This is a genomic window from Kitasatospora sp. NPDC059146, from assembly GCF_042786665.1.
GTDB lineage: Bacteria > Actinomycetota > Actinomycetes > Streptomycetales > Streptomycetaceae > Kitasatospora.
In genome coordinates this window covers 1-25171 of the sequence record NZ_JBHZCY010000039.1, presented here as the reverse complement: position 1 = coordinate 25171, position 25171 = coordinate 1, and the positions used below count along the sequence as shown (strand labels likewise).

Genomic DNA, 25171 nt, shown 5'->3' with positions numbered 1-25171 from the left:
CACCGGCTGTCGCGCTCGGCTGCGTTCCCGGCGCAGCAGCTGGCGGGCCGCGCCGCGCCGGCCCGCGCGGCGGCCACCGCGGACCCCGCCCCGGTCACGCCCCTCGCGGCCCGCCCGCCGCCCGCCGCTTGCCGCGCGCCACCCGCTGCCCGCTGCCCGCCTCCTCAGACCGGCACCGACTGCGGGTCCGCGAGGTACGGCCCCCAGCCGAGCTCGGCGGCGCCCGCGAGCGCGCCGTGCGCCAGCTCCGCGCCGACGATCGGCACCCGCCCGCTGCGCCCCCACAGGCTGCGGTCGGCGACCACCGCGCGCAGCCGGTCGGGGGCGGCCTCCAGGAGGTCGAGGTGCAGGCCGCTGAGCACCACCCGGTCCGGGTTGAGGATGTTGGCGACCCCGGCCAGCCCGAGCCCGAGCCGGTCGATCACGTGCTCCACCGCGGCCCGCGCCCGCTCGTCGGTCGCGGCCGCCCAGCACAGCTCGCGCGCCTGGTCGAGCAGCGGGCGGCCGGGCTCCGGGGTGAGGCCGGCGGCGGCGAACAGCGCGTCCGGGTCGGTCTCGGCGTTCAGGCAGCCCCGGTTGCCGCACGCGCAGGGGCGGCCCTGCGGGTCGACGGTGAGGTGGCCGACCTCCAGGGCGAGCCCGGCGCTGCCGGTGTGCAGGTGCCCGTCGATCACCAGCGCGCCGCCGACGCCGCGGTGGCCGGAGGTGACGAAGAGCAGGTGCCGGGCACCGCGCCCGGCGCCGTGCCGGTACTCGGCGAGGGCGGCGAGGTTGGCGTCGTTGGCGATGACGGCGGGCAGCGGCCGCACGGCCTTCGGGCCGTGGTCGGCGCGGCCGACCTCGACGTCGTAGAGGTCGGCGACCGGGGTGCCGCTGGGCCAGGCGAAGTGCAGCGCGGCGAGCGCGGTGCCGTCCGGCTCGGTGACCGGGTTGGGCAGTGCGAGCGAGGCGGCCAGGCAGCGGCGGTCGGTCGCGCGGGCCAGCTCGGCGCCGGCCTGGGCGACGGCGCGCAGCATCCGGACCGGATCGGTGGCGGCGGGCAGCGGCAGGTGGACGGGCGGGTCGAGCAGTCCGCCGAGTCCGGCCAGGGTGACGCTCAGGCCGTCGGCGTGGATCTGGCCGGCGACCACGACCGGGCCCTGCGGGTCGATCGCCAGCCGGTGCGAGGGACGGCCGCGACCGCCGCCGGCCGGGCGGGAGTCGACGGTGATCAGGCCGAGCGCCTCCAGTTCGGCCGTGACGGCGCCGGCGGTGGCCCGGGTGACGTCCAGCGCGCGGGTCAGCGCGGACCGGGTGGGCGTCTGGCCGGTGTGGATGAGCGAGAGCGCCGGGCCGAGCAGCGTCCGACCGCGGTCGGGTGCCGCGCGGCGGTGGGCGTCGCGCTGCGCGTCGGCGTCGGTCCCGGAGCGGGGCCGCGGGCTTGAAGGTGAGAGCTGCACGCCCCTATTGTGACTTTGTGTCGCTTCGAAACAAAATCAGTTCCCACCGCCACGCCGACCCGACCTCCCCCCAGTCTCGCAGCACACCCCCGGTCGCGGACAGCCCCTGGGGCGCCGCACGGCTCGCGCTCACCGCCTTCTTCGCCGTCGACGGCTTCCTGTTCGCCGCCTGGGTCGTCCGCATCCCGGACGTCCGCAGCCAGGTCAACGCCTCGCACAGCGCCCTCGGACTGGCCCTGCTCTGCCTGTCCGTCGGCGCCGTCCTCACCATGCCGGCCGTCGGTCGGCTCTGCCTGCGCTACGGTTCGCGCCCGGTCACCGTGGCCTCGCTGGCCCTGCTCGCCCTCGCCGTCCCGCTGCCCGCGCACACCCATTCGGTGTACTCGCTCGGCGGGGTGCTGGTGCTGTTCGGCGCCGGGTACGGCGGCGCCAACGTCGCCATGAACAGCGCCGCCGTCGACCTGGTCGCCCAGCTGCGCCGGCCGGTCATGCCCAGCTTCCACGCCGGGTACAGCCTGGGCGGGCTGCTCGGCGCGGGCATCGGCGGACTGCTCGCCGAGCGGCTGACCACCGCGTGGGCGCTCGCGCTCGGCGGCCTGCTGGGACTCGCCGTGACCGTCGGCGCGGGCGTCGTCCTGCTGCGCAGCCCGGCCGCGCCGATGGTCGCCCCGGACCGGACCCCCGGCCCGGCCGACGCTCCAACCAGCGTTCCGGCCGGCGCTCCGGCCGGCGGGAGGCACGTCCGCCTGCTGGTCCTGCTGCTCGGCCTCACCGCCCTGTGCACGGCGTACGGCGAGGGCGCCGTCGCCGACTGGACCACCCTCCACCTCACCGACGACGTCCACGCGGGCGCGGGCACCGCCGCCGCCGGGTACGCCGCGTACGCCTTCGCCATGACCAGCGGACGGGTGGGCGGCACCTGGCTGTCCATCCGGCTGGGCCAGAACCGGCTGATGCTGCTCGGCGGACTCACCGCCGCGGCCGGCATGCTGCTCGCCGCCCTGGCCCCGTCGGTGCCGGTGGCCATCGGCGGGTTCGTCCTGGTCGGCCTCGGGCTGGCCAACCTGTTCCCGCTCGCCATCGCGCGCGCCGGTGCGGCGGGCGGGCCGCAGGGCGTCGCGCTCGCCTCGACGCTCGGGTACGGCGGGATGCTGATCGGGCCCGTGGCGATCGGCTTCCTCGCCGATGCGGTCGGACTGCCGCTCGCCCTGACCACGGTCGCGGTCGCGGCCACCGCCGCGGCCCTGCTGCCGCTGACGGTCCGGCGGCACTGACGGCCGGGCGACCGGGCAACCGGGCGACCGGGCGACCGGGCGACCGGGCGACCGGGCGGGGCTCGCGGTCGAACGGCACTGACGGCCGGGCGGCGCTGACGGACCCGCCCCGGCAGTGGCAGGATGCGGACCCATGACCACCACCGGACGCATCCAGGTACTGCGGGCGAGCGAGCGCCCGGCCACCCCGTGGCTCAACGGGGGCGGGGTGACCCGGGAGGTCGCCGGGTCCCCCGCCGGGGCCGGGATGGCCGACTTCGACTGGCGGGTGAGCCTCGCCGATGTCGCCTCGGCCGGCCCGTTCTCGCCGTTCCCCGGGATCGACCGGGTGATCACCCTGGTCGAGGGCGCCGGCATGGCGCTCGCCGTGGACGGCGTCGAGCAGCTGGTCGACGCCCCGTTCCGCCCGTTCGCCTTCCCGGGCGACGCCGCCACCGACTGCCGGCTGCTCGGCGGCCCGGTGGTGGACTTCAACGTGATGACCCGCCGCGGCCGGGCCGACGCCGTCGTGGAGCTCCGGACCGGGCCCGGCAGTGTCGCCGTCCCGGAGGGGTCGACCGTCCTGCTGGTCTGCCTGGCCGGTACGGCCGTCGTCGACGGCGGCACCGAACTCGGCCGCTACGACGCCGCAGTACTCGACGCACTGGGCACCCACGAGCTGCGGCCCGACGGCGTCACCGCCGCGATCACCTTCCGCACCTCCGCACTCCGCACCACCGACTGAGCAGCCCGCTGCCCGTACCCCCGCCGGAACCGGGGGTACGGGCAGCGGCGGCACCGGCCGCGTCAGCCGCAGAACACCGGCGTGGCGTGCGCCGGGTCCAGCGCGTTGGTCACCAGGTGCAGCGCCGTCGGCGAGAACGCGATGGCGACGTGTTCGGCGAGGGTGACCGGGCAGTGGTCCTGGAGCACCTGGTTGTCCACGTCCGGCCCGTTCAGGAACTGGGTCCGCCACGGGGTGACGACCTCGTCGTACACGGTCGAGATCACCGTGTAGTGCACGCCCGGCACGGTGTCCGGCCGGGAGGCCATGGTGGCATTGAAGGCGGAGCCCACCGCCTGGTCGCGGCAGGCCTGGCAGACGGTGTAGATCAGGTCGGCGACGCCGGGGAAGTACGGCGCCAGCTTGGTGATCCCGTCGAGGGTCGTGCCGTGGTTGGACGGCGCCAGGCCGATCAGCCTGTCCACCTTGGAGGCCCCGCCGAGGAACTTGAGGTAGTAGTTCGGCAGCATGCCGCCCTGGGAGTGGCCGACGATGTCGACCTTGGCCGCACCGGTCGCGGACCTCACCAGGTCGACGAAGTGGGCGAGTTGGGCCGCCGAGGCGGGCACCGGACCGAGGCCGCCGATCGGCAGCAGCAGCCCGCTGCCGGTGGAGGTGATGCCCGGAACGGTGCCGTAGTCGAGGGCGAAGACGCAGTACCCGAGGCCCTTGAGCAGCGGGGAGAGCGCCAGCCAGTTCTCGTAGCGGTTGGCGAAGGTGCCGTGCACCAGCACCACCGGGTCGGGGTGGGCGGCGGACGGCCGGCAGCTCCAGTCGTTGGCGCCGGGCGGCGAGGCCACCGAGTCACCGTCGGGCGGGAGCGCGGCCGTGGCTGGGGCCGCGGCAGCGGCCGGGGCGGCCGCGGCGGGGGCCGCGGCGGCGACCAGCAGCGCGCCCGCCAGGACGGCCGCGCCGAAGGCTCCGCCGAACCGGCGGCGCAACGGAGTTGCGGAGAAGCGGAGAAGTGGGGTTCTCAACTGTTGCCTCCACAGCGGAAGTTTGTTACCAACAGGTAACCCGAGTGGCTCAATGATGCGGTCACCCTTCCGGCCCGGCCCTTGGGCGTCCCCCAGACCTGGACGGTGTTCTCTGTGACCGGTCACAACGCGCCCCACTGCACCCCCACCAGCCGCTCCGCCGAACTCCCCGCGCACCGGCCCGCCGACGCCTCAGCCGAAACGGCCACCGCAACCGACACGGCCACCGCCACGGCCACCGGCTCCGCCGACCACCCCTCACCGTGGCGCGTCCCGGTGATCGGCGGACTCCCGGCCGACCAGAGACTCCTCGGCGGCGCCCGCGCGTTGGCCGCCGTCGTGGTCACCGCCCTGCTGGAACGGGTGCCGGTCTACCACCGCCTCCCGCGCGAGCAGCTCACCGGCGAACTCACCCGGGACACCGAGCGCCGCATCCGCGGCCTGGCCCACGCCGTCCGCACCGGACTCCCCGCCCCCGCCGAGGAGTTCACCGCCGTACGGGAGGCCGCAGCGCGCCGCGCCGAGGAGGGCCTGCCGCTGGACGCCGTCCTGCTCGCCCACCACCTCGGACTGGAGGTCTGCTGGGAGTTCCTCACCCGGGACGCCCACGCCGGGGACGCCGCCGACCTGGTGCTGCTCAACCGCCTGCTGCTCGACCAGCTCCGCCGGGCCACCACCGCCGCCGGCGCCGGCTACCTGGACGGGCAGCAGTCGGCCGGCGACCGGAGCTCGACCGCCCGGCAGTCCCTCCTGACCGCACTGCTCGCCGGCACCCCCGCCGAGGAGGTGGCCGCCCGGGCCGGCACCGAACTGCCGGCCGGCTACGCCGTGCTCTGCCTGTCCCTCGCCGACCACCCGGACGAACACTCCCCCGGCATCGACCCGGCCATCGCCGCCCGCCGCAAGCTGCGCCGCTTCCTCGCCGAACTCGACCACCGCACACGGCAGTCGGCGCTCTCCACGCTCACCCCCTCGGGCGGCCTGCTGCTCCTCCCGCTGCCGTCCCCGACCAACCGGGCCGACGGGCCCGCCGACGGCTCCGAGAACGGATCGACCGACAGCTCCGAGGACGGGGCCGACTGGCCCCGGCTCGGCGCCACCCTCGCCGCCGCGGCCCGAGCCGCCGGGGTGCCCGTGCTGGCCGGAGCGGCCGCCGCGGTGCCGGCAGAGGTGCCCGGCGCCGCCGCCCTCGCCTGTGAAGTCCTGGACGTCGCCCGGGCGTTCGGCCGACCGCCCGGGCTGCACCGGCTGGACGACGTGCTGCTGGAGTACCAGCTCACCCGGCCCAGCCAGGCCCGCGCCCGGCTCGCCGCCCTGCTCGAACCCCTCGCCGACGGCGGGGAGTTGCTCACCACCCTGCGCATCCACCTGGCCGGCGGCCTCAACCGCCGACAGACCGCGAGCGCCCTGCACCTGCACCCCAACACCGTCGACTACCGGCTGCGCCGGATCGCCGTGCTCACCGGGCTGGACCCGGCGCGCCCGGCCGACGTCCTACGGATCACCGCCGCGATCGCGGCCCGGACGGCCGAACGGTCGGCCCCGGCCCACTGGTCGTGAAACGACGGCACCCGCGCCGACCACGGCGCGGGCGCCGTCCCGAAGTCAACGCCCCGAGGCCAACGCCCCGAGGTCAGCAGCTCGGGGCCAGCATCTCGAGGTCGACAGCTCAGGGTCGACAGAACGACCTCAGTCCTGCTCCCCCGGCAGCCGCAGGTCCCACCCCACCAGGGCCCGCAACTGCTCCGCCGTCACCCCGTCCGGCAGCGGCCGGGGCGGTTCGTGCCGCAGCGGCGGCTGCCAGCCCTCCTCCTCGGTCCAGCGCCGGACCACCTTGGCCGGGGCCCCGGCGACCACGCTGTGGTCGGGCACCTCGCCGCGCACCACCGCACCGGCCGCGACCACCACGTTGCGGCCGATCCGCGCCCCCGGCATGATCACCGCGCCGGTGCCGATCCAGCTGCCGGCGCCGATCTCCACCGGCTCGTTGCGCGGCCACTGCTTGCCGATCGGCAGCTCGGTGTCCCGGTACTCGTGCGCCTGGTCGCTGACGTACACCCCGGGACCGGTCCAGACGTCGTCGCCGATCACGATCGACTGGTGGCCGACGATGTGGCTGTCCCGCCCGATCACGCAGCCGCCGCCGATCCGTACGATCGGCTCCGGCCCGAGGTCGAGCCCGGGCAGGAAGCCCGCGCTGATGGTGACCCGCTCGCCGATGATCGAGAACGGCCCGATGGTGATCCACCGTTCGTTGAACACCGCCCCGAGCGGGAAGGCGAGGGTGGTGCCGTCGCCCAGCTCGCCGAACCGGTACGGACCGGGGTTCCGGTTGCTGACCGCGCCGGTCCGCTGCACCCAGCGCCAGCCCCGGTGGACGAGGCGCCCGGCGGCCCGGCGGCCGCCGTCCCGGACGGCGGAGAGGAGGGAACGGGTTATCGGCATGCGCTCACGTTACCGGCCCGTAGCGTCCGTCCGGTGACCGGGAGGCCGACATCACACCGGCCCCACCGCCCCCTTCAGCACCACCCCCGGGCCCGCCCCGGGCCACTCCCGGACCGTCCCCGCGGCCGTCCCCCGCGGCCGTCCGAAATCCGCCACCGATGTCCGTCGGCAGTGGAACACTCCGTCCCATGGAGATCTCCGAGCACATCGAAGCAGTCCGCCGCGAGGGCGCCCTGCTGGCCGACGCCGCCGCCCGCACCGACCTCACCACGCCCGTCCCGACCTGCCCGGACTGGCGGTTGAGCGACTTGCTGCGCCACATCGGCCAGGTCCACCGCTGGGCCGCCGCCTTCCCGGCGAAGGGCCTGAGCGCCCCGCCGGAGGGCGCGGACCGGCAGGCCGTGGTCGGCCCGGACCCCTCCGACGCCGCACTGCTCGACTGGTACCGGGAGGGCCACGCCGCCCTGCTGACCGTGCTGTCCGAGGCCCCCGCCGACGTCGAGTGCTGGACCTTCCTGCCCGCGCCCAGCCCGCTGGCCTTCTGGGCCCGGCGCCAGGCGCACGAGACCGCCGTGCACCGCTTCGACGCCGACGCGGCGGCCGGTTCGCCGGGCCCGGGCGTCGACGGCACGCTCGCCCTGGACGGCATCGACGAACTGCTGCGCGGCTTCCTGCTCCGCGGCCGGTCCACGGTGCACAGCGACGACCCGCGCACCATCCGGATCCGGCCGACCGACGGGGCCAGCTCCTGGCACCTGACGCTCTCCCGGGAGCCGCTCGCCGTCACCACGGAGGAGCGCCCCGAGCCCGCCGACCTGACGGTCAGCGGTCCGGCGGCCGAGCTCTACCCGCTGCTCTGGAACCGGCTGACCGTCGAGCGGGCCGGGCGGGTCGAGCTCAGCGGCGACCAGGACCTGTTCGACCACTGGCGGACCGCCGCGACGATCTGACCCCGGTCGGGCCGGGCCGGAGTCAGGTCCGGCCCGGCCCGGCTCGATCCAGCCCAGCCCGACCCGGCCCAGCCAGGCCCAGCCCGACCCGGCCCAGCCAGGCCCGGCCCGGCCCGGCCCGGCCCAGGAGCTCAGCGCACCCAGGCCGCCGGCCGCTTCTCCAGGAACGACCGCATCCCCTCCTGCGCCTCCGCCGACCCGAACAGCCGCGCCGACAGCTGCACCAGCTCGTCCGCGTCCCGCGCGAAGGAGCGCGCCACCTCGGCGTTGGCCAGCCGCTTGGACTCCGCCAGCCCCTGCGGCGAGCCCTGGCGCAGCGCGTCCAGCAGCCCCTTCACCAGTACCCCGGTGGACTCGCTGGACTCGGCCGCCTGGGTGATCAGACCGATCCGGGCCGCCTCGGCGGCGTCGAAGACCTCGCCGGTCAGGTAGTAGCGGGAGGCGGCGCGCGGCTCCAGCTTGGGGCGCAGCGGCAGCGAGATGACGGCGGGCGCCAGGCCGAGCCGGACCTCGGTGAAGGCGAAGGTCGCGGCCGGTCCGGCGACGGCGAGGTCCGCCGCGCCGATCAGGCCGAGGCCGCCGGCCCGGGCGTGCCCGTCGACCACGGCGATGACCGGCTTGGTGCAGTCCACGATCGCCTTCTGCAGCTCGACCAGGCCGCGCGGGCCCACCGTCGGGTCCGCGCCGGTCGCCTCGGAGAGGTCCGCGCCCGCGCAGAACACCTTGCCGGTGTGGGTGAGCACCACCGCGCGGACGTCCCGGTTCGCCGCGGCCACCGCCAGTCCGGCGTGCAGCTCGGACATCAGGCGCGAGGAGAGCGCGTTGCGGTTGTGCGGCGAGTCGAGGGTGAGCGTGGTGACGGCGTCCGCGGTGCTGACGCGGACGAGGGGCTCTGCGCTGGTCATCGGCGTGGGCCTGCCTTCCGGCTGAGGGTGGGTCGGACTGCGGGCGCGGCCCGGGGTGCCCGGACCGCGCCCGCACGACTCTGGCACGCCCACCCGCCCCTCGGCCAGAGCCGACCGGCACCCCTCGGCCCGAGCCGACCGCCGCCCTCCGGCCGCCGGGTCGAAAACCGCTGGTGGCAGCCCCGGTCCGCCCGTCAGCATGGGCCCATGACCACCGACCCCCCGGTCCTGCTGCTCGCCCCGCGCATCAACGAGACCGGCCTCCAGCTGCGCACCGCCGCCGGGCTGCGCGGCCTGCGCGCGTGCACCGCCGCCTCCTGGCGGGCGCCGCGCGAACTGCTCGGCGCCGCGGTGCACGTGTATGGCGGGCCGCTGTTCGCGGACGCGGTCGGCCGGGAGCTCGGCCTCGCCCTGCTGGAGCCCGCCGAGGACTGGCTCGCCCGACTGCCGCTCGCGCTGACCGGCCGACGGATCTGCGCGACCACGCTGGCCGAGGCCCGTGCGCTGGGCGGCCCGGCCTTCGTGAAGCCGCCCGCGGACAAGCTGTTCGCCGCCCGGGTCTACCCCGACGGCAGCGCGCTGCCCGGGCCCGGGCTGCTGGACGGGGACACCCCGGTGCTGGTGAGCGAGGTCGTACGGTTCCGCACGGAGTACCGGCTGTTCGTCCTGGACGGCGCGGCGCGGACGGGCTCGCGCTACGCGCGGGACGGTGACCTGGCCGTCGCACCGCTCGGGGCGGACGGCCCCGAGGTGCTGGCCTTCGCCCGCGACGTGCTGGCCGCCTCGGCCTCGCACGCCGCGTTGCCGAGCGCGGTGGTGGTGGACGTCGGACGGACGGACCGGGGCTGGGCGGTGGTGGAGGCCAACGCCGCCTGGGCCAGCGGGGGTTACGCCGCCGACCCGGGCGAGGTCCTGGACGTGGTGCTGCGCTCCTCCGGCCCCGCTGCCCAACTGCCGTGCACCGACCGGGCGTTCCTGCGCGAGCTGCCCGAAGTGGTGCGCTGACCGGCGGGTTGACCGGGGGCGGCCGCTTGCGGTCCCGGCCTGCGGTGGCGCACGATCGGGCACCATGACCACCACGCACCTCACCCACATCACCCAGCCGCCGGGCGTCTTCCCCGCGAAGGGCTACACCCACGTCGTCACCGGCACCGGCCGACTGGTCCAGGTCTCCGGGCAGGTCGCCTTCGACGAGCACGGGGACCTGGTCGGCGCGGGTGACCCGAAGGCCCAGGCGCGTCAGATCTTCGAGAACCTGCGCCGCTGCCTGGCCGCCGCCGGCGCGGACTTCTCGGACGTCGTCAAGTTCACCTTCTTCATGACCGACATCGCCCACCTCGCGGCGATCCGGGACGCCCGGAACGAGTACCTGGGCGACCTGCCGCTCCCGGCGGCCTCGGCGATGCAGGTCGCGGCGCTGTTCCGGCCCGACGTGCTGATCGAGATCGAGGCGACGGCGGTCGTCCCGGAGTAACGCCCGTACGCCCCCTCGCACCAGAGCTCCTCACCCCAGAGCTTCCTCACCCCAGAGCTCCTCGCTCCGGCCCCCTCAGGCCGCCCGCAGCCGCGCCTCCCGCCGTCCGGCCCACCGGACGGCGGGCCCCATCGCCAGGCCCGCCGCCAGCAGCGCCGCGCCCAGCACCGCCCACCCGGCCACCCCGTACCCGATCACCGCGGTGCTGACCACCGCCGGTCCGGCCATCATCGCGGCCGCCGAGCCCGCGTTGAACACCCCCTGGTAGGCGCCGTGTTCGTGCTCGCCCGCGAGGTCGTAGCTCAGCGCCCAGCCGCCCGCCTGTCCCATCACCTCGGCGAGCGACTGCAACCCGATCCCGACCAGTGCCACGGCGGCGGCGAGGATCCCGGGCAGGCCGTGCGCCATGGCGATGACCAGGCAGGAGGCGGCCAGCACCAGCCCGGCGCGCCGGCAGGCCCGGGCGGCGGCCGTCCGCTCCTCGGTGCCCCGGGTGGCCCGCACCTGGAGGGCGATCACCATCAGGGTGTTGACGATGAAAGCGCCGGCGACGGTGATCCGCGGCGCGTCGGTCTGCTGGACGATCCACAGCGGGACGCCGACCTCCAGGACGGCGAACTGCAGCCCGAGGACGGAACACAGCGCGGTCACCACCAGGAACGGACCGTCGCGCAGCGCCGGGTTGCGCCGCCGACCCTGCCCGACGCCCTGCCCGACGCTCTGCCCGACGCCCGCCCCGCCCGAGGCCGAGGCGGCAACCGGTGCGGAGGCACCCGGCCCCGCGCCCGCCTCCGCCGGCAGCCGGTACATCAGCAGCGCGACGGCCACGTACGAGACGGCGTCGGCCAGGATCGCCGCCAGGTAGACCGGCCGGGTGTCGAACTGGAGCGCGATCGCGCCGAGGCCGGTCCCCAGGCAGATGCCGATGTTGGTCACCACCCGCAGATACGCCCGGCCGGCCACCCGGCGGTCGGCGGGCAGCACCTGGGCGTACAGCGCGTTCCGCACCGCGGCCGCGCCGCGGTCCACCGCGGAGACGGCGCAGGCCAGGGCCACGAACGCGGCGTAGCCGTGCACCAGCGCGTACCCGGCCGTGCCCACGGCCTCGATCGAGACCAGCACGACCAGGACCCGCCGGGCGCCCCAGCGGTCGGCGGCCCGGCCGGCCGGCACGCTGGCGGCGACCCCGCACAGACCGGCGGCCGTCATCCCGAACCCCAGCTGGGCCGCGCTCAGTCCGAGCACCCGGGTGAAGAACAGCACCGCGACGGCCAGCGAGAGGCCGTTGCCCACCGTGTTGACCAGGGTGATCCCGGCCAGTCGACGGACCGTCGGATCGGGGTGGAGGCGGCGCCGGAGGGCCCCGGGCAGGCGGCCGTTCGGCTGGTGCGCGGGCACGCCGAAGGGTGGTGCGGAGGACTCCGCCGGTGTGGTGGTCATGCCGAGGATTCCACCGTCGGGCGGGCCGCACCCGACACTCCTTTAGGCTCTGGCTAAAAGCTCGACGACCGGCAGCCGACGGGAGGACCCCGGTGCACCGCTTCACCCTCCGGCTGGCCGACCTCGCCAGCACCTGGTTCGCCTACTCCCCGATCCTGGAGGCCGTGCTCAGCCTGCGGATGTGGACCCACCCGGGCCGGTACCGGCTCCAGAGCCCGGCCTTCGAGCGGCTGGGCCCCTCGTTCGCGCGCCTGGACTCCCGGCTGTTGCTCTCCCTGGTCGCCGAGAACCGCTGGGTCCCCGACTTCCTGACCCCCCGACCGTCCTCCCCCGCACCGGAGTTCCGCACCCAGCTCGCCACCGTCCGCGCCCTCCCGCCGGAGCAGCTGCGCGGCGAACTGGAGCTGACCTTCCGGCCGCACGGGCAGCCGCTGCCCGCCCTGCTCGACGCCGGACTGGCGGATCCGGCCCGGCTGTTGAGCCGGATCTGCGACTCCCTGGAGGAGTACTGGGAGGCGTGCCTCGCACCCGCCTGGTGGCCGCAGGCCCGCGCGGTCCTGGAGGCCGACCTGGTGTACCGGGCCCGGGTGCTGGCCCAGCACGGCGCGACGGCGCTGTTCACCGACCTCGACCACCGTCTGGAGTGGGCGGACGGCGCGCTGTCGATCAACCGGCACTGGACGGACGGGGACGTGGAGACCGCCGTGGACGGGCGCGGACTGGTGCTCAGCCCGACCTTCTTCGTCCGGGGCGCGATCACCATGATCGACAGCACCCGCGCCCCGCAGATCTGCTACCCGGCGCGCGGCCAGGCCGCCATGGCCGGCCAGGGCCCGCCGGTGCCGCCGCGCGCGCTGGAGGCCCTGGTCGGCGCACCGAAGGCCCGGCTGCTCGGCCTGCTCGCCGAGCCGGCCTCCACCACCGAGCTCGCCTACCGCCTGGGCGTCACCCCGGGGGCGGTCAGCCAGCACCTGTCCGTGCTGGCCGCCACCGGTCTGGTCAGCCGGGCCCGGCACGGCCGTTCGGTGCTCTACCGGCGCAGCGCGCTCGGGGACGAGCTCTCCGGCGGCCGGTGAGCGCCCCGCCGGCCCGCCGACCGGCCGCCCGGCCACCCCGCCACCCCGCCACCCGGCGACCTCCCCAACTCCCCAGTGGTACAGACCTGTTGACGCATTGGTCCAGTCCTCCTACAGTGCCCATGCCCCCGCCCCCCACGGCGCGGGCACCGGTCGCCCACGGATCACCCCGGTTCTACGTCACCCTGTCCAACCCCCACAGCCACAGGGAGAACCATGTCCGCTCGATCCCGGGCGGGACGCCCCCGCATGCGCAGCAGACTGCTGGCACTGCTGTCCGTCCTGCTCCTCCCACTCGCCGTCCTGACCGCGCTCGCCGCCCCCGCGCTCGCGGCGGGCAAGCTCACCGCCACCTTCACCACCGCCGACAACGGCTCCTGGTGGCAGGGCACGTACATCGTCCACAACGACAACGCCACCGCCGTCACCGGCTGGACCCTGGATTTCGACCTGCCCACCGGCGTCACCCTGGGCAACACCAGCAACGGCACCGCGACCGTCAACGGCCGGCACGTCACCGCCACCGCCGCCTACTACAACGCGACCGTCAACGCCCACAGCACCACCGAGCCGTACAGCTTCTGGTTCGTCGGCACCGGCCCGGTCTCCACCCCGCTCAACTGCCGCATCAACGGCGACAAGTGCGACGGCTCCGCCGACGTCCCGCCGTCCGCGCCGGGCACCCCCACCGTCACCGGGTCGACCGCGCACACCCTCGCCCTGAGCTGGCCGGCCGCCACCGGCGGCGACTTCCCGGTCGCCTCCTACGACGTGCTGAACGGCGCCACCGTGCTCGCCTCCGGCCCGACCGCCAACGCCCTGGTCACCGGGCTCACCCCGGCCACCTCGTACACCCTGACCGTCCGGGCCAAGGACAGCCGCGGCAACACCGGCCCGCTCAGCGCGCCCGTGACCGCCAGCACCTTCGACCCGTCCACGGACACCGTCCCGCCGACCGCGCCCACCGACCTCCGTGCCACGTCGGTCGGTTCCTCCGACGTGACGCTCGCCTGGAACGCCGCCACCGACAACGTCCGGGTCGCCGCGTACGACGTCTACCAGGGCGCCACCCTGGTGACGACGGTCGACGGCGGCACGCTGACCGCGTCCGTCGGCAGCCTCTCGCCGTCCACCGCCTACACCTTCACGGTGAAGGCCCGCGACCCCGCCGACAACGCCTCACCCGCCTCCGCGCCGCTCGCCGTGACCACCGCGGACATCGTCGGCGCCGGCAAGTACGCCCGGGTCGGCTACTTCGTCCAGTGGGGCATCTACGGCCGCCAGTACTTCGTCAAGAACCTCGACACCTCGGGCAGCGCGGCCAAGCTCGACATCGTCAACTACGCCTTCGAGAACATCGATCCGGTCAACCTGACCTGCCTCGCGGGCGTCACCAAGGGCACCACCGCCAACCCGGAGGACCCGGACCAGGGCACCGGCGCCGGTGACGCCGACGCCGACTACGCCCGCCCGATGAGCGCCGACCAGTCGGTGGACGGCGTGGCCGACGACGGCTGGGGCAAACTCCGGGGCAACTTCAACCAGTTGAAGAAGCTCAAGGCCAAGTACCCGAACCTCAAGGTGGTCGTCTCGCTCGGCGGCTGGACGTACTCCAAGTACTTCTCCGACGTCGCCGCCACCGACGCGTCCCGGCAGAAGTTCGTCAAGTCCTGCGTGGACACCTGGATCAAGGGCAACCTGCCCGCCTACAACGGCGCCGGCGGTGACGGCGTGGCCGCCGGGATCTTCGACGGCATCGACCTCGACTGGGAGTGGCCCGGCTCCGGCGACGGCCACCCGGGCAACCACTGGAGCGCGAACGACAAGACCGACCTGACCCTGCTGGCCGCCGAGTTCCGCAAGCAGCTCGACGCGCTGGGCGGCCCGCACAAGCTGCTCACCGCCTTCACCCCGGCCGACCCGGCCAAGGTCGCGGCCGGCTGGGACCTCGGCAAGGTCTTCACCTCGCTCGACATCGCCAACGTCCAGGGCTACGACTTCCACGGCTCCGGCAGCGACAACTCCTGGGAGCCCAACCGCACCGGCCAGGCCTCCAACCTCTACCCCGACCCGAACGACCCCTACGCCTTCCACTTCAGCGTGGACGGCGCCGTCCAGACCTACCTCGCCGCCGGGGTCAACCCGCGCAAACTGACCATCGGCTTCCCGTTCTACGGGCGCGGCTGGCAGGGCGTGGCGGACGGCGGCGCCCACGGCGTCTGGCAGTCCGCGAACGGCGCGGCGCCCGGCCAGTTCGCCGAGGAGGCCGGCACCCGCGGGTACCAGAACCTGGTCACCGGCGTGCCGGGCCTCACCGTCTACCACGATCCCAAGTCCGTGGCCACGTACGGCTACACGGGCGCGAACGGGCAGTGGTGGACCTTCGACGACGCCTGGTCGATCGCCCAGAAGACGGCCTACCTCAAATCGAAGAACCTGCTCGGCGGCATGATCTGGGAGATGTCCGGCGACACCCCGGCGGGCAGCCTGATGTCCGCCCTCGACACCGGGCTCAAATAGCCGGGCTCAAATAGCCGGGCTCACCTAGCCGACCGTCCCCGCACCACGGCCCGGCCGCACGAACCGGATCCCGCTACCGGGCGGCCATCGCCATCAGCTTGCGCGCCGCCCGGTTCTGCCGCAGCAGCTGCGCGAAGGTGGTGTGCCCCTGGGTGGTCCGGGCGAACGCCCGCCACGCCGCCGGCACCGTGGTCACCGCCGTGTGGAACAGGTACGGCCGCCGCTCGAAGGCGCTCAGCAGCTGCTTGCCCGCGCGCATCTCCACGCCCAGCCCGGCCTTGATCGCGAACGCGTAGTTCAGCGCCTCGCGCCGCACCGTGCCCGCGTCGCCCGCCTCCGCGATCCGCACCGCCCACTCCCCGGCCAGCCGGCCGGAGCGCAGCGCGTACGAGATGCCCTCGCGGGTCCACGGCTCCAGCAGTCCGGCCGCGTCCCCGGCCACCAGGACCCGGCCGCGGGAGAGCGGCGAGTCCTCGGCCCGGCAGCGGGTCAGGTGCCCGGACTCGACCCGCGGCGGGAAGCCGGACAGGCCCAGGCGCCGGATGTAGTCGGCGAGGTACTGCTTGGTCCGCTCGCCGTCGCCGCGCGCCGAGATGACGCCCACGGTCAGGCTGCTGGTCTCGGTCTTCGGGAACACCCAGCCGTAACTGCCGGGCAGCGGGCCCCAGTCGAGGTGGATCCGGCCCGACCAGTCGGCGGCCACCTGCGGCGGGACGGGGATCTCGGCCTCCAGGCCGAGGTCGATCTGGTCGAAGGTGACGCCCACGTGCCGGGCGATCCGGCTCGCGCTGCCGTCCGCGCCGACCACCGCCCGGGCCTCGAAGGTGCGCCCGTCGGCGGCCGTGACCACGGCCGTGCGGTGCTCGCCGCCGCGCTGCTCGACCCCGGTGACGGTCACTCCGGTGACCAGCACCGCCCCGGCCTGCTTGGCGGACTGGACCAGCCGCAGGTCGAACTCGTCCCGGTTGACCAGCCCGAACAGCATCCGCTTGGACCGCCGGGTCCGGGTGTACTGCCCGTCGTAGGCGAAGGTGACGGCCGACACCCGGTCCTGCAGCGGCAGTTCGAAGTTCGGCGGCAGGCTGTCCCGGGACGGGCCGATGATGCCGCCACCGCAGGTCTTGTAGCGGGGGTGCTCGGCCTTGTCGAGCAGCAGCACCCGGCGGCCCTGCGCGGCGGCGGCGTGCGCGGCCGAGGCCCCGGCCGGTCCGGCGCCGACCACCACGACGTCCCAGACGCCGTCGGGCGGCTGCGGCGCCTCGTCGAGCGCCCCGTCGAGCGCGTCGTCGAGCGGGACGCCGAGCGCCTCGTCCGACGGGCCGTCCGGCGGGCTGTCGATCGGGCTACGGGAATCAGGGCTTCCGGAGTCAGTCACGTCGACCAATCCTATGCGTCCGCCCGGCCTTCCGGACGCCGCACCACCCCCCGACGGGGAAGCTCCCCGAAGCCCCCCGGACGGCTCCGCCTATGATCGGCGGTACCCCAACCGACCCCCTCCGCCCGCACCACCCCCCGGGCGGACCCGTCCCCTTCGGAGCCCCGATGTCACAGCCCCTGGCCGACGCCGTCCGGTCCCTGATGGACCGTGCCCGCACCGACCTCGCCGAGCTGGTCGCCTTCCAGTCGGTCGCCGACCCGCGCCAGTTCCCGGTCGAGGAGTGCCAGAAGGCCGCGCACTGGGTCGCCGAGGCCTTCGCCGCCGAGGGCCTGACCGGCATCCGGCTGCTGGACACCCCGGACGGCACCCAGTCCGTCTACGGCGAGCTGCCCGGCCCCGAGGGCGCCCCGACCGTCCTGCTCTACTCGCACTACGACGTGCAGCCCCCGCTCGACGAGAGCGGCTGGGACAGCCCGGCCTTCGAGCTGACCGAGCGCGACGGCCGCTGGTACGGGCGCGGCGCCGCCGACTGCAAGGGCAACATCCTGATGCACCTGACCGCCCTGCGGGCGCTGCGCCAGGTGTACGGCGACGACTACCCGGTCGGCCTGAAGATCATCGTGGAGGGCTCGGAGGAGCAGGGCACCGGCGGCCTGGAGCGCTACGCCGAGGCCCACCCCGGGCTGCTGGCCGCCGACGCCATCGTGATCGGCGACACCGGCAACTTCGCCCCCGGCCTGCCGACCGTGACCGCCTCGCTGCGCGGCATGACGGTGGTCGAGGCCTCGGTCACCACCCTGGCCGGCAACCTGCACTCCGGTGCCTTCGGCGGCGCCGCCCCCGACGCGCTGCAGTCGCTGATCAAGGTGCTCGCCTCGCTGCACGACGAGAACGGCGACGTCGCGGTCGCCGGGCTGGCCGCCGACCAGACCTGGGAGGGCGTGCAGTACCCGGAGGAGCAGTTCCGCGCCGACGCCAAGGTGCTCGACGGCGTCGCCCTGACCGGCACCGGCAGCATCTCCGACCGCCTGTGGGCCCGCCCGTCCGTCACCGTCCTGGGCATCGACGCCCCGCCGGTGATCGGCGCCACCTCCTCGGTGCAGGCCGCCGCCAAGGCGCTGATCTCCCTGCGCGTCCCGCCGGGCACCGACACCGGGGCCGCCCAGGACGCCCTGGTGGCCCACCTGGAGGCGCAGGTCCCGCTCGGCGCCCGGCTGACCCTCCAGCGCCACGGCAACGGCGCGCCGTTCCGCGCCGACACCACCGGCCCGGCCTACGAGGCGATGGGCGAGGCGATGGCCGAGGCCTTCGGCACCGCGATGGTCGCGGCCGGCGAGGGCGGCTCGATCCCGCTCTGCAACACCCTGCGCTCGCTCTACCCGCAGGCCGAGATCGTGCTGGTCGGCGTCGAGGACCCGACCACCCAGATCCACGCCGTCAACGAGAGCGTCGACCCGCAGGAGCTGGAGCGGATGGCCCTCACCGAGGCCCTCTTCCTCCGCCGCTACGCGGAACTGCGCACCGTCTGACGGGAGTTCGCACCGGTCCCGGGCCGCCCGCCACGCCACCGGCGGGCGGCCGCGACCACCGCCGCGTAGCCGACCGCACCCACCGCGAGCCCGGCACCGGCCCCGAAGCACACCTCCGGGACGAGGTTGCGGCGCAGCGGGCCGATCCGGTGCAGCACCCCGGCCACGGTCGCCGCGGCCAGCACCGCGGTGGCCGTCCGCCGGGTCCGCGGCGCGAGCCGCACGGCCGGGGCCACCGGTTCGACGGCCCGCACCGCGCGCGCCGCCCAGCCGCCCAGCGCGGCCAGCGCGAGCGCCGAACTCCCGTACTGCAGCACCTCGTAGACCGGGACCCCGGCCACCGTCCGGTCCAGTACGGGCAGCAGCCGCACGCCCAGCCGGCCGCCGTGGGTGAACGCGTCCCAGCCGACGTGGGTGGCCGCGCCGACCGCCGCCGAGACCACGAACCAGGCCGCGTCCGCGCCCAGGCCCCCGGCACCGCCGCAGCCGCCGGTACCGCCCGCACCGGCCGCCGCGGCCCGGCGGACCGTCAACGCCTCGGCGCCGCCCGCCCACCGTTCGGGCAGCAGGCCCACCAGCGGCGCCCGCAGCAGCCCGTGCCACCCCGCCACCAGCACGCCGGCGATCGCCACGTCCAGCGTCGGCACCGCCCACCAGGCGTGGGTCAGCCCGCCGTGCCCGTACACCCCGGGCAGCAGCGACTCGGCGAAGAACGGCACGTCGGGCGCCATCGACCCGGCCACCAGCGCCGAGGCCACCAGCGGCCCGCGCTCCCCGGCGTGACGCAGCAGGGGCAGGACGGCGGCGGGATGGCTCAGGGTGAACGGCATGCCCCCATCCTGACCCCCGCACCGGCCCCGCCACCAACCGGGGCGCGCCGCCGACCGGCACCCGGGCCCGCCCTCCCCCGGTCCTATGCGGCGTCCGCCGTGCTGGCCAGGCGGCCGAGCGCCACCCGGCACCCCGCCTCCAGGTAGCGCAGCTCCCCGCTGCGCCGGGCGTCCAGCGCGGCGGCCAGGCGCCGGTAGCGGCTCGGCGGCAGCAGCTCGGCCGACTCGTCCAGGGTGACGAACCGGCAGCCGCGCAGCTCCTCCTGTTGCAGCAGCAGGTTCTGCCGGCCCGCGTCGTCGAGCAGGCCGCCGTCGTACATCAGCCGCAGGCCGCCGCGGCGCGGGCCGGTGCGCGGTTCCCAGTCGACGGCGAGCAGCCGCAGCACCGAGGGGTCCAGGCGCAGTCCGAGCTCCTCGGCGGTCTCGCGCAGGGCGGCGTCGGTGGGGGCCTCGCCGCGTTCGACCACGCCGCCGGGGAAGTCCCAGTCGGGCTTGTAGACCGGGTCGACGAGCAGCACCCGGTCCTGCTCGTCGAAGAACAGCACGGCCGAGGCCACGGTGTCGCCGGTCGGCTCGGGGGCCTGGACGATCGGGCAGCGCGCGGCGCCGACCCGGACGAGTTCGGCGATCCGGTGCGCGGTCTCGCGCGGGGTGAGCGCGCCGCTGTCGATCATCCGGGCGTCGCCGACCAGCCAGCGGCGGGCCGCCCGGTAGTGCGGCAGGTGCTCCAGGCACCAGGTGCGGACCCGCTCGCTGCGCTCCGGGTCGCCCGGGCATTCCTCGCGCTGGGCTATGCGGTTTCGCAGGATCGTTTCTTCTGGATCCAGGACGAAGTGGTGCACCGTGATCCCGTGCGCGGCGAGATCACCGAAGATCTCGTCCCGGTAGTCCTCTCTGAGCAGGGTCATCGGCACCACCAACGGCCCGCCCACCTCGCCGAGCAGCGCGGCGGCCGTCTCGGGCACCAGCCGACGCCAGGCCGCGAGGTCCTGGAAGTCGGACACCGTGGCCAGCCGGTCGGCCGGAAGCATCCGGCGCAGTCCGAAGCCGACCAGCTCGGGATCGAAGAGCACGCTCCCGGGCAGCAGTTCCACCAGCTCGCGGCAGGCGCTCGTCTTGCCCGCCCCGAATGTGCCATTGACCCAGACGATCACAACGTCCCCTGCCCTCGACTTGCCCCGATGCCGTTCGCACCGGGCAGCGCCCCCGTCGGCCGAACCAGCGCCACCCGTGGTGGTACCCGCGCCACGCCGCTCCCCAAAACTGCTCGCCGCGCCCGCCCGCGCGCCCCGGCCCGCCCCTTGACAGCGGCATGTGCCCAGGCCACGGGCCCGGTACGGATAAATGCGGACCGGCCGCCATCAAAGCCGCACCCCGCCGCCACACCGTTCGCACCGGAAGTCGGACCGGCCGACTTCCGGTGCGCGCCCCGACCGTACGCCGCTCGCGCCCTCCCTGCGCCCTCCCACTCCCCCGCCCGGCACCCTCACCGCCCCGCGCCCGCCCCGCCCGCCCCGCCCGGCGCCTTCACGCGCACCGCTTGCGCGGGCCGCGCCCCGCCGCGTACAGAGGAACGATGAAGCTGCTCCCCGCCGGCCGGGTCGTCGTCATCGGCTCGGTCAACACCGACCGGATCCTGCGCTGCCCCGTGCTCCCCGCGCCCGGCGAGACCGTCCTGGCCACCGACGCCACCCGGGGCTTCGGCGGCAAGGGCGCCAACCAGGCGGTGGCCGCGGCCCGGATGGGGGCCGCCACCCACCTGGTGGCCAAGGTCGGACGCGACGCCGAGGGCGAGGCGGCGCTCGCCGACCTGCGCGGCGCGAACGTGGAGACGGGCGCCGTCCACACCCACCCCGACGCGCCCACCGGCCAGGCGATCGTGCTGGTCGACCCCGCCGGGGAGAACAGCATCGTGGTCGTGCCCGGCGCGAACGCCCACCTGACCGCGGACGAGGTCGGCGCGGCCCTGGCCCGGCTCCACCTGCTCCCGGTCGACGTCGTCCTCACCAGCAACGAGGTCCCCGCGGCGTGCGTCCGCGCCGTCGCCGCGGCCCTGCCCGCCGCGGGCCCGCGCGGCGGCACCCGCTGGCTGCACGACACCGCCCCGGCCGGTGCGCTGCCCGACCCCGGGCCCACCGGACGCCGCCCGCTGGTGGTCGCCAACGCCGTCGAGGCCCGGCAGCTCACGGGCGCCGCGGACGCCGAGGCGGCGGCCCGTACGCTGGCCCGGCAGGGCGAGGGGGCGGTGGTCACCCTCGGCGGCGGGGGCGCCCTGGTCGCCGTAGGCGGAGCACTGACCCGGCTGCCCGCGCCCACCGTCCGGGTGGTCGACACCACGGGGGCCGGCGACGTCTTCTGCGGCGCGCTCGCCGCCGGTCTCGCCCGGCTGGCCGACCTGCCCGACGCGGCCGCCACCGCCGTCGCCGCCGGGGCCTTCGCCGTCACCGCGCCCGGCGCCCGCGGCGCCCTCCCCCGCCCGGCCGACCTCTGACCGCGCGTCGGCAGGACCGCACCGCCGCCCGGGCCGGGGACAGCCAGGTCACCGGGGCGCGGGTGCGGGGCGCCCGGCCCACCGGCCGGACGCCCCGCACCCCGGGCGCTACGGCCGCCCCATGAACGCGGGGTAGTACCCGCTGCTGATCCCGGAGATCCGGATCAGCGTCCCGGGCCGCGCGGCCTCCACGTACCGGTTGTTGCCCAGGTAGATCGCCACGTGCTGGATGCCCCGCGCGGTGCCGTCCGGCGACCAGAACAGCAGGTCACCGCGGCGCAGCTGGCTCGCCTTGACCGGCGTGGTGGCCTCGTACTGGTCGTTGGCCACCCGCGGCAGGTCGATGCCGCCGCGCCGGAAGGACTGCTGCACCAGGCCCGAGCAGTCGTACCCGTCCGGCCCGTTGCCGGCCGTCCGGAACGGCTTGCCCAGCTGGGCGAGCGCGTACTCCACCGCGGTCTCGACGTCGCCGTCCACCGCCACCTCGTGGGAGGACCCCGAGGAGCCCGAGGAGCCGGAGGAGCCGGAGGAGGACGGGGAACCGCCGGTCCGCTGCAGGTAGATGTCGTAGTGGCTGGTCCAGCGCCACTCCCCCTTGCTGTTCCTGAACCAGTACCGCGAGCCGTCCCAGCCCTGCTTGATCCCGCCGTTCGAGGACTTGGCGGGCTTCGCGGAGGACGAGGACCCCGCCGAGGACTTGCCGCCGCCGGTCCGCGCCACGTACACGCTGTAGTGGGTGGTCCAGCGCCACTGCCCCTGGCTGTTCTTGAACCAGTACCGCGAGCCGTCCCACCCGGCGTGCGCCGGGGCCTTCTCGGCCGCGGCGGGCGTCACCCCGGTGCCGAGGCCGATGGTCCCCACGCCGACCGCGATCACGGCCGCCATGCCTATCCCCCGGCGGATCCGCGCGGCCCGCGAAGGACGGGCGGTGGCGGGGCGGGCGGCGGGGGCGTGCTGCCCGGTCGGTTCGTCGGCGGCATCCGGTGCGCCGGTGTTGACGGTGGTCATCCCTGCTGACTTCCTTCACTGCTGCGAACGCACTGCGGCGTACGGCCGCCGGAAGGGCGGCTGCGGAAACTGCTGCGGACACGCGGTACGCCCCGGCAGCGCCGGTCCGTACCCTCGGCAGTCCCCGGTCCGACGTGCCGCGGCCCCCGGCCGTGCGACCGGGGGCCGCGGCATGTCGCCCGTGGATTCAGTTCTGCCTGCTCGTCACGTTAGGCACGCGTCCGCTCACCGCGCGCAGTGGAGTGCGCCAAAGGAAGGTTTCCCGGGCTCCGGGCCCCGACGGCGCATCAGGGTGAACACCCGTCACCGCCGGGCGTGTCCCGACGCCCCCTCATCAGTGGCCGCGGTGCTCCGTCAGGAGCTGCTTCTTCAACACCTTTCCCAGTGCGTTCCTGGGCAGTTCGGGTACCAGCACGACCCGGCGCGGGCGCTTGTGCACCGAGAGCCGCTCCGCCACGAAGGCCGTCAGCTGTTCCCCCGTCACGGCGCCGTCCGGCACGACGTACGCGACGATCACCTGTCCGAGGTCCTCGTCCGGCGCGCCGACCACGGCCGCGTCGGCGACCGCCGGGTGGTCGCGCAGCGCGGCCTCCACCTCGCCCGCGCCGATCCGGTAGCCGCCGCTCTTGATCAGGTCGACCGAGGCCCGGCCGACGATCCGGTGGAAGCCGTCCGCCCCGATCACCGCGACGTCCCCGGTGCGGAACCAGCCGTCCGCCGTCCAGGCCTCGGCGTCCGCGTCCGGCCGGTTGAGGTAACCGCTGAACAGCGTGGGGCCGCTGACCTGGAGTTCGCCGACGCTCTCCCCGTCGTACGGCACCGGCCCGCCGTCCTCGCCGACCAGCCGGGTGCGCACCCCGTCCACCGGCAGCCCGACGCTGCCGGGGCGCCGCTCGCCGTCCGCCCGGGTGCTGACGGTGATCAGCGACTCGGTCATCCCGTAGCGCTCGATCGGGGCGTGCCCGGTGAGCGCCGCCAGCTTCTCGAAGACCGGTACGGGCAGCGGCGCGCTGCCGGAGACCAGCAGCCGGGCCGGGGCCAGCCGCCCGGCCGCCGCGGGGTCCGCCGCCAGCCGGGACCACACGGTGGGCACGCCGAAGTACAGGCTGCCGCCCGCCTGCGCGTACCCCTCCGGGGTGGGCCGTCCGGTGTGCACCAGTCGGCTGCCGGTGCGCAGGGCGCCGAGCACGCCGAGCAGCAGCCCGTGCACGTGGAACAGCGGCAGCCCGTGCACCAGGGTGTCCTCGGCGGTCCACTGCCAGGCGGCGGCGAGGGCGTCCAGGTCGGCGGCGATCGCCGCCCGCCGGATCACCGCGCCCTTGGGCGCGCCGGTGGTGCCCGAGGTGTAGAGCACGAAACCGGTCGCGTCGGCGGCCGGTTCGGCGTAGGTGGTCGCCGACCGCTCGGCGGGGTCGACGGGCAGGGCCGCCACCGGCCCGGCGTCGGGCGCGTCCTCCCCGGCCGCGTGCGCCAGCAGCACGGCGCCCGAGTCCCGCAGGATGTGCTCGCGCTCCTTGGGGCCCGAGTCGGGCGGCAGCGGCACCACCGGGACGCCCGCCAGCAGCCCGCCGACCACGGCGGTGACCGTCTCCAGGGTGGGCCGGGCGAGCACCGCCAGCGCGGGGGCCCCGGCCACCCGGTCGGCCACCGCGGTCGCCGCGCCCAGCAGTTCCTCCCGGGAGAGCGTCCGGCCGTCGATCCGCAGCGCGTCCGCCGCGTCGCCGTGGTCGCCGTGAAGTGCCGTCAGCAGTGCCATGCTTCGGTCCTCGCCCTCGTCCTCGCCCTGTTCGCCCCGGAGGCTCCCGCGCCCGGGCGCCGTCGGGCCGACTCTACGGGCCGGCTCGGCACTCCCCGGGACCCGGGGCACGACGACGGAGGGCGTGGTACCGAGCACCCGGTACCACGCCCTCCGGTCCTGGGGACCCGTCGCGCGGGGATCAGCCCTTGCGGGCCTTCACCTCGGTGGTGAGCTGCGGCAGCACCTGGAACAGGTCGCCGACCACGCCGTAGTCGACCAGCTCGAAGATCGGGGCCTCGGGGTCCTTGTTGACGGCCACGATGGTCTTCGAGGTCTGCATGCCGGCCCGGTGCTGGATGGCACCGGAGATGCCCGCCGCGATGTAGAGCTGCGGCGAGACCTGCTTGCCGGTCTGGCCGACCTGGTTGCTGTGCGGGTACCAGCCGGCGTCGACGGCGGCGCGCGAGGCACCGACGGCCGCGCCGAGCGCGTCCGCGAGCTCCTCGACCACGCCGAAGCCCTCGGCGGCACCGACGCCGCGGCCGCCGGAGACCACGATGGCGGCCTCGGTCAGCTCGGGGCGGCCGGTGGAGACGCGCGGGGTGCGCGAGGTGACCTTGGCGGCGTTGCCGGTGAACTCCACCGACACGTTCTCCACCGCACCGGCGGCCGCGACGGCCTCCGGGGCCACGGCGTTCGGCTTGACGGTGATGACCGGGGCGCCCTTGGTGACCGTGGACTTCACCTGGAAGGAAGCGGCGAACACCGACTGGGTCGCGACCGGACCGCCGTCGCCGGCCTCCAGGTCGATGGCGTCGGTGATGATGCCGGAGCCGATCCGCAGCGCGACGCGGGCGGCGACCTCCTTGCCCTCGCCGGAGGACGTCACCAGGACGGCGGCCACGTCGTTGGCCTTGGCGATCTGGGCCAGGGC

21 protein-coding genes are annotated in these 25171 nt (G+C 75.6%); 10 read left to right on the top strand and 11 right to left on the bottom strand.

Annotated features, from left to right (window positions below):
- Nucleotides 1-164: 164 nt before the first annotated feature.
- Nucleotides 165-1439: an ROK family protein gene (locus tag ACFXPX_RS18775; RefSeq protein ID WP_375892374.1), complete on the bottom strand. Its 1275-nt coding sequence runs from the start codon at nt 1437-1439 to the stop codon at nt 165-167.
- Between the two features lie 17 nt (nt 1440-1456).
- Between ACFXPX_RS18775 and ACFXPX_RS18770 the strand changes: the two genes are divergently transcribed.
- Nucleotides 1457-2713, top strand: a complete 1257-nt coding sequence (locus ACFXPX_RS18770; RefSeq protein ID WP_380642300.1) for an MFS transporter — start codon at nt 1457-1459, stop codon at nt 2711-2713.
- Nucleotides 2714-2846: 133 nt separating this feature from the next.
- Nucleotides 2847-3437 (top strand): HutD family protein, encoded by a 591-nt coding sequence (locus ACFXPX_RS18765; RefSeq protein ID WP_380593215.1) that lies wholly within the window; start codon nt 2847-2849, stop codon nt 3435-3437.
- Between the two features lie 62 nt (nt 3438-3499).
- Here ACFXPX_RS18765 and ACFXPX_RS18760 read toward each other — a convergent pair whose 3' ends face one another.
- Nucleotides 3500-4417, bottom strand: a complete 918-nt coding sequence (locus ACFXPX_RS18760; protein WP_380593224.1) for an esterase/lipase family protein — start codon at nt 4415-4417, stop codon at nt 3500-3502.
- Nucleotides 4418-4567: 150 nt separating this feature from the next.
- On the opposite strand from ACFXPX_RS18760, the gene ACFXPX_RS18755 reads away from it, so the two are divergent.
- Nucleotides 4568-6013: a PucR family transcriptional regulator gene (locus ACFXPX_RS18755; protein WP_380593216.1), complete on the top strand. Its 1446-nt coding sequence runs from the start codon at nt 4568-4570 to the stop codon at nt 6011-6013.
- A 129-nt stretch (nt 6014-6142) separates the two neighbouring features.
- Here the strand turns inward: ACFXPX_RS18755 and ACFXPX_RS18750 are convergent, their stop codons facing one another.
- Complete coding sequence (locus ACFXPX_RS18750) at nt 6143-6898, bottom strand: acyltransferase (protein WP_380525607.1); 756 nt, start codon at nt 6896-6898, stop codon at nt 6143-6145.
- A 188-nt stretch (nt 6899-7086) separates the two neighbouring features.
- Between ACFXPX_RS18750 and ACFXPX_RS18745 the strand changes: the two genes are divergently transcribed.
- On the top strand, nt 7087-7848 hold the full coding sequence (locus ACFXPX_RS18745) for a maleylpyruvate isomerase family mycothiol-dependent enzyme (protein ID WP_380525606.1): 762 nt from the start codon (nt 7087-7089) through the stop codon (nt 7846-7848).
- A gap of 131 nt (nt 7849-7979) precedes the next feature.
- On the opposite strand, the gene ACFXPX_RS18740 is transcribed toward ACFXPX_RS18745, so the two are convergent.
- On the bottom strand, nt 7980-8753 hold the full coding sequence (locus ACFXPX_RS18740) for an enoyl-CoA hydratase family protein (RefSeq protein WP_375892385.1): 774 nt from the start codon (nt 8751-8753) through the stop codon (nt 7980-7982).
- 207 nt (nt 8754-8960) lie between these two features.
- On the opposite strand from ACFXPX_RS18740, the gene ACFXPX_RS18735 reads away from it, so the two are divergent.
- Together ACFXPX_RS18735 and ACFXPX_RS18730 are read left to right on the top strand one after the other, a co-directional pair.
- A complete protein-coding gene (locus ACFXPX_RS18735) occupies nt 8961-9758 on the top strand; it encodes an ATP-grasp domain-containing protein (protein ID WP_380593218.1) in 798 nt (265 codons plus the stop codon).
- Between the two features lie 64 nt (nt 9759-9822).
- Nucleotides 9823-10227, top strand: a complete 405-nt coding sequence (locus ACFXPX_RS18730; protein ID WP_375892389.1) for a RidA family protein — start codon at nt 9823-9825, stop codon at nt 10225-10227.
- Between the two features lie 75 nt (nt 10228-10302).
- Here the strand turns inward: ACFXPX_RS18730 and ACFXPX_RS18725 are convergent, their stop codons facing one another.
- On the bottom strand, nt 10303-11667 hold the full coding sequence (locus ACFXPX_RS18725) for an MFS transporter (RefSeq protein ID WP_380593219.1): 1365 nt from the start codon (nt 11665-11667) through the stop codon (nt 10303-10305).
- A 92-nt stretch (nt 11668-11759) separates the two neighbouring features.
- Between ACFXPX_RS18725 and ACFXPX_RS18720 the strand changes: the two genes are divergently transcribed.
- Complete coding sequence (locus ACFXPX_RS18720; protein WP_375892392.1) at nt 11760-12743, top strand: ArsR/SmtB family transcription factor; 984 nt, start codon at nt 11760-11762, stop codon at nt 12741-12743.
- 249 nt (nt 12744-12992) lie between these two features.
- Nucleotides 12993-15263, top strand: a complete 2271-nt coding sequence (locus ACFXPX_RS18715) for a glycosyl hydrolase family 18 protein (RefSeq protein WP_380642297.1) — start codon at nt 12993-12995, stop codon at nt 15261-15263.
- A 73-nt stretch (nt 15264-15336) separates the two neighbouring features.
- On the opposite strand, the gene ACFXPX_RS18710 is transcribed toward ACFXPX_RS18715, so the two are convergent.
- Nucleotides 15337-16638, bottom strand: coding sequence for a geranylgeranyl reductase family protein (locus ACFXPX_RS18710; protein WP_375892396.1), 1302 nt, complete (start codon nt 16636-16638; stop codon nt 15337-15339).
- A gap of 167 nt (nt 16639-16805) precedes the next feature.
- On the opposite strand from ACFXPX_RS18710, the gene ACFXPX_RS18705 reads away from it, so the two are divergent.
- Nucleotides 16806-18170, top strand: coding sequence for a dipeptidase (locus ACFXPX_RS18705; protein ID WP_380593221.1), 1365 nt, complete (start codon nt 16806-16808; stop codon nt 18168-18170).
- Here ACFXPX_RS18705 and ACFXPX_RS18700 read toward each other — a convergent pair.
- A complete protein-coding gene (locus tag ACFXPX_RS18700) occupies nt 18146-19000 on the bottom strand; it encodes a DUF4184 family protein (RefSeq protein ID WP_380525600.1) in 855 nt (284 codons plus the stop codon). The two genes, ACFXPX_RS18705 and ACFXPX_RS18700, sit on opposite strands and share 25 nt — an antisense overlap.
- 83 nt (nt 19001-19083) lie before the next feature.
- Nucleotides 19084-20154, bottom strand: coding sequence for an NUDIX domain-containing protein (locus ACFXPX_RS18695; RefSeq protein WP_375892402.1), 1071 nt, complete (start codon nt 20152-20154; stop codon nt 19084-19086).
- 422 nt (nt 20155-20576) lie between these two features.
- On the opposite strand from ACFXPX_RS18695, the gene ACFXPX_RS18690 reads away from it, so the two are divergent.
- On the top strand, nt 20577-21491 hold the full coding sequence (locus ACFXPX_RS18690) for a PfkB family carbohydrate kinase (protein ID WP_380642295.1): 915 nt from the start codon (nt 20577-20579) through the stop codon (nt 21489-21491).
- Between the two features lie 108 nt (nt 21492-21599).
- Here ACFXPX_RS18690 and ACFXPX_RS18685 read toward each other — a convergent pair whose 3' ends face one another.
- The 3 genes from ACFXPX_RS18685 to ACFXPX_RS18675 form a co-directional block, all read right to left on the bottom strand.
- Nucleotides 21600-22499: a C40 family peptidase gene (locus ACFXPX_RS18685; RefSeq protein WP_380642293.1), complete on the bottom strand. Its 900-nt coding sequence runs from the start codon at nt 22497-22499 to the stop codon at nt 21600-21602.
- Nucleotides 22500-22833: 334 nt separating this feature from the next.
- Nucleotides 22834-24255: an acyl-CoA synthetase gene (locus ACFXPX_RS18680; RefSeq protein ID WP_380595345.1), complete on the bottom strand. Its 1422-nt coding sequence runs from the start codon at nt 24253-24255 to the stop codon at nt 22834-22836.
- Nucleotides 24256-24436: 181 nt separating this feature from the next.
- Nucleotides 24437-25171, bottom strand: a 735-nt coding sequence (locus ACFXPX_RS18675) for an electron transfer flavoprotein subunit alpha/FixB family protein (RefSeq protein ID WP_380642291.1), incomplete at its 5' end; no start/stop codon positions are given.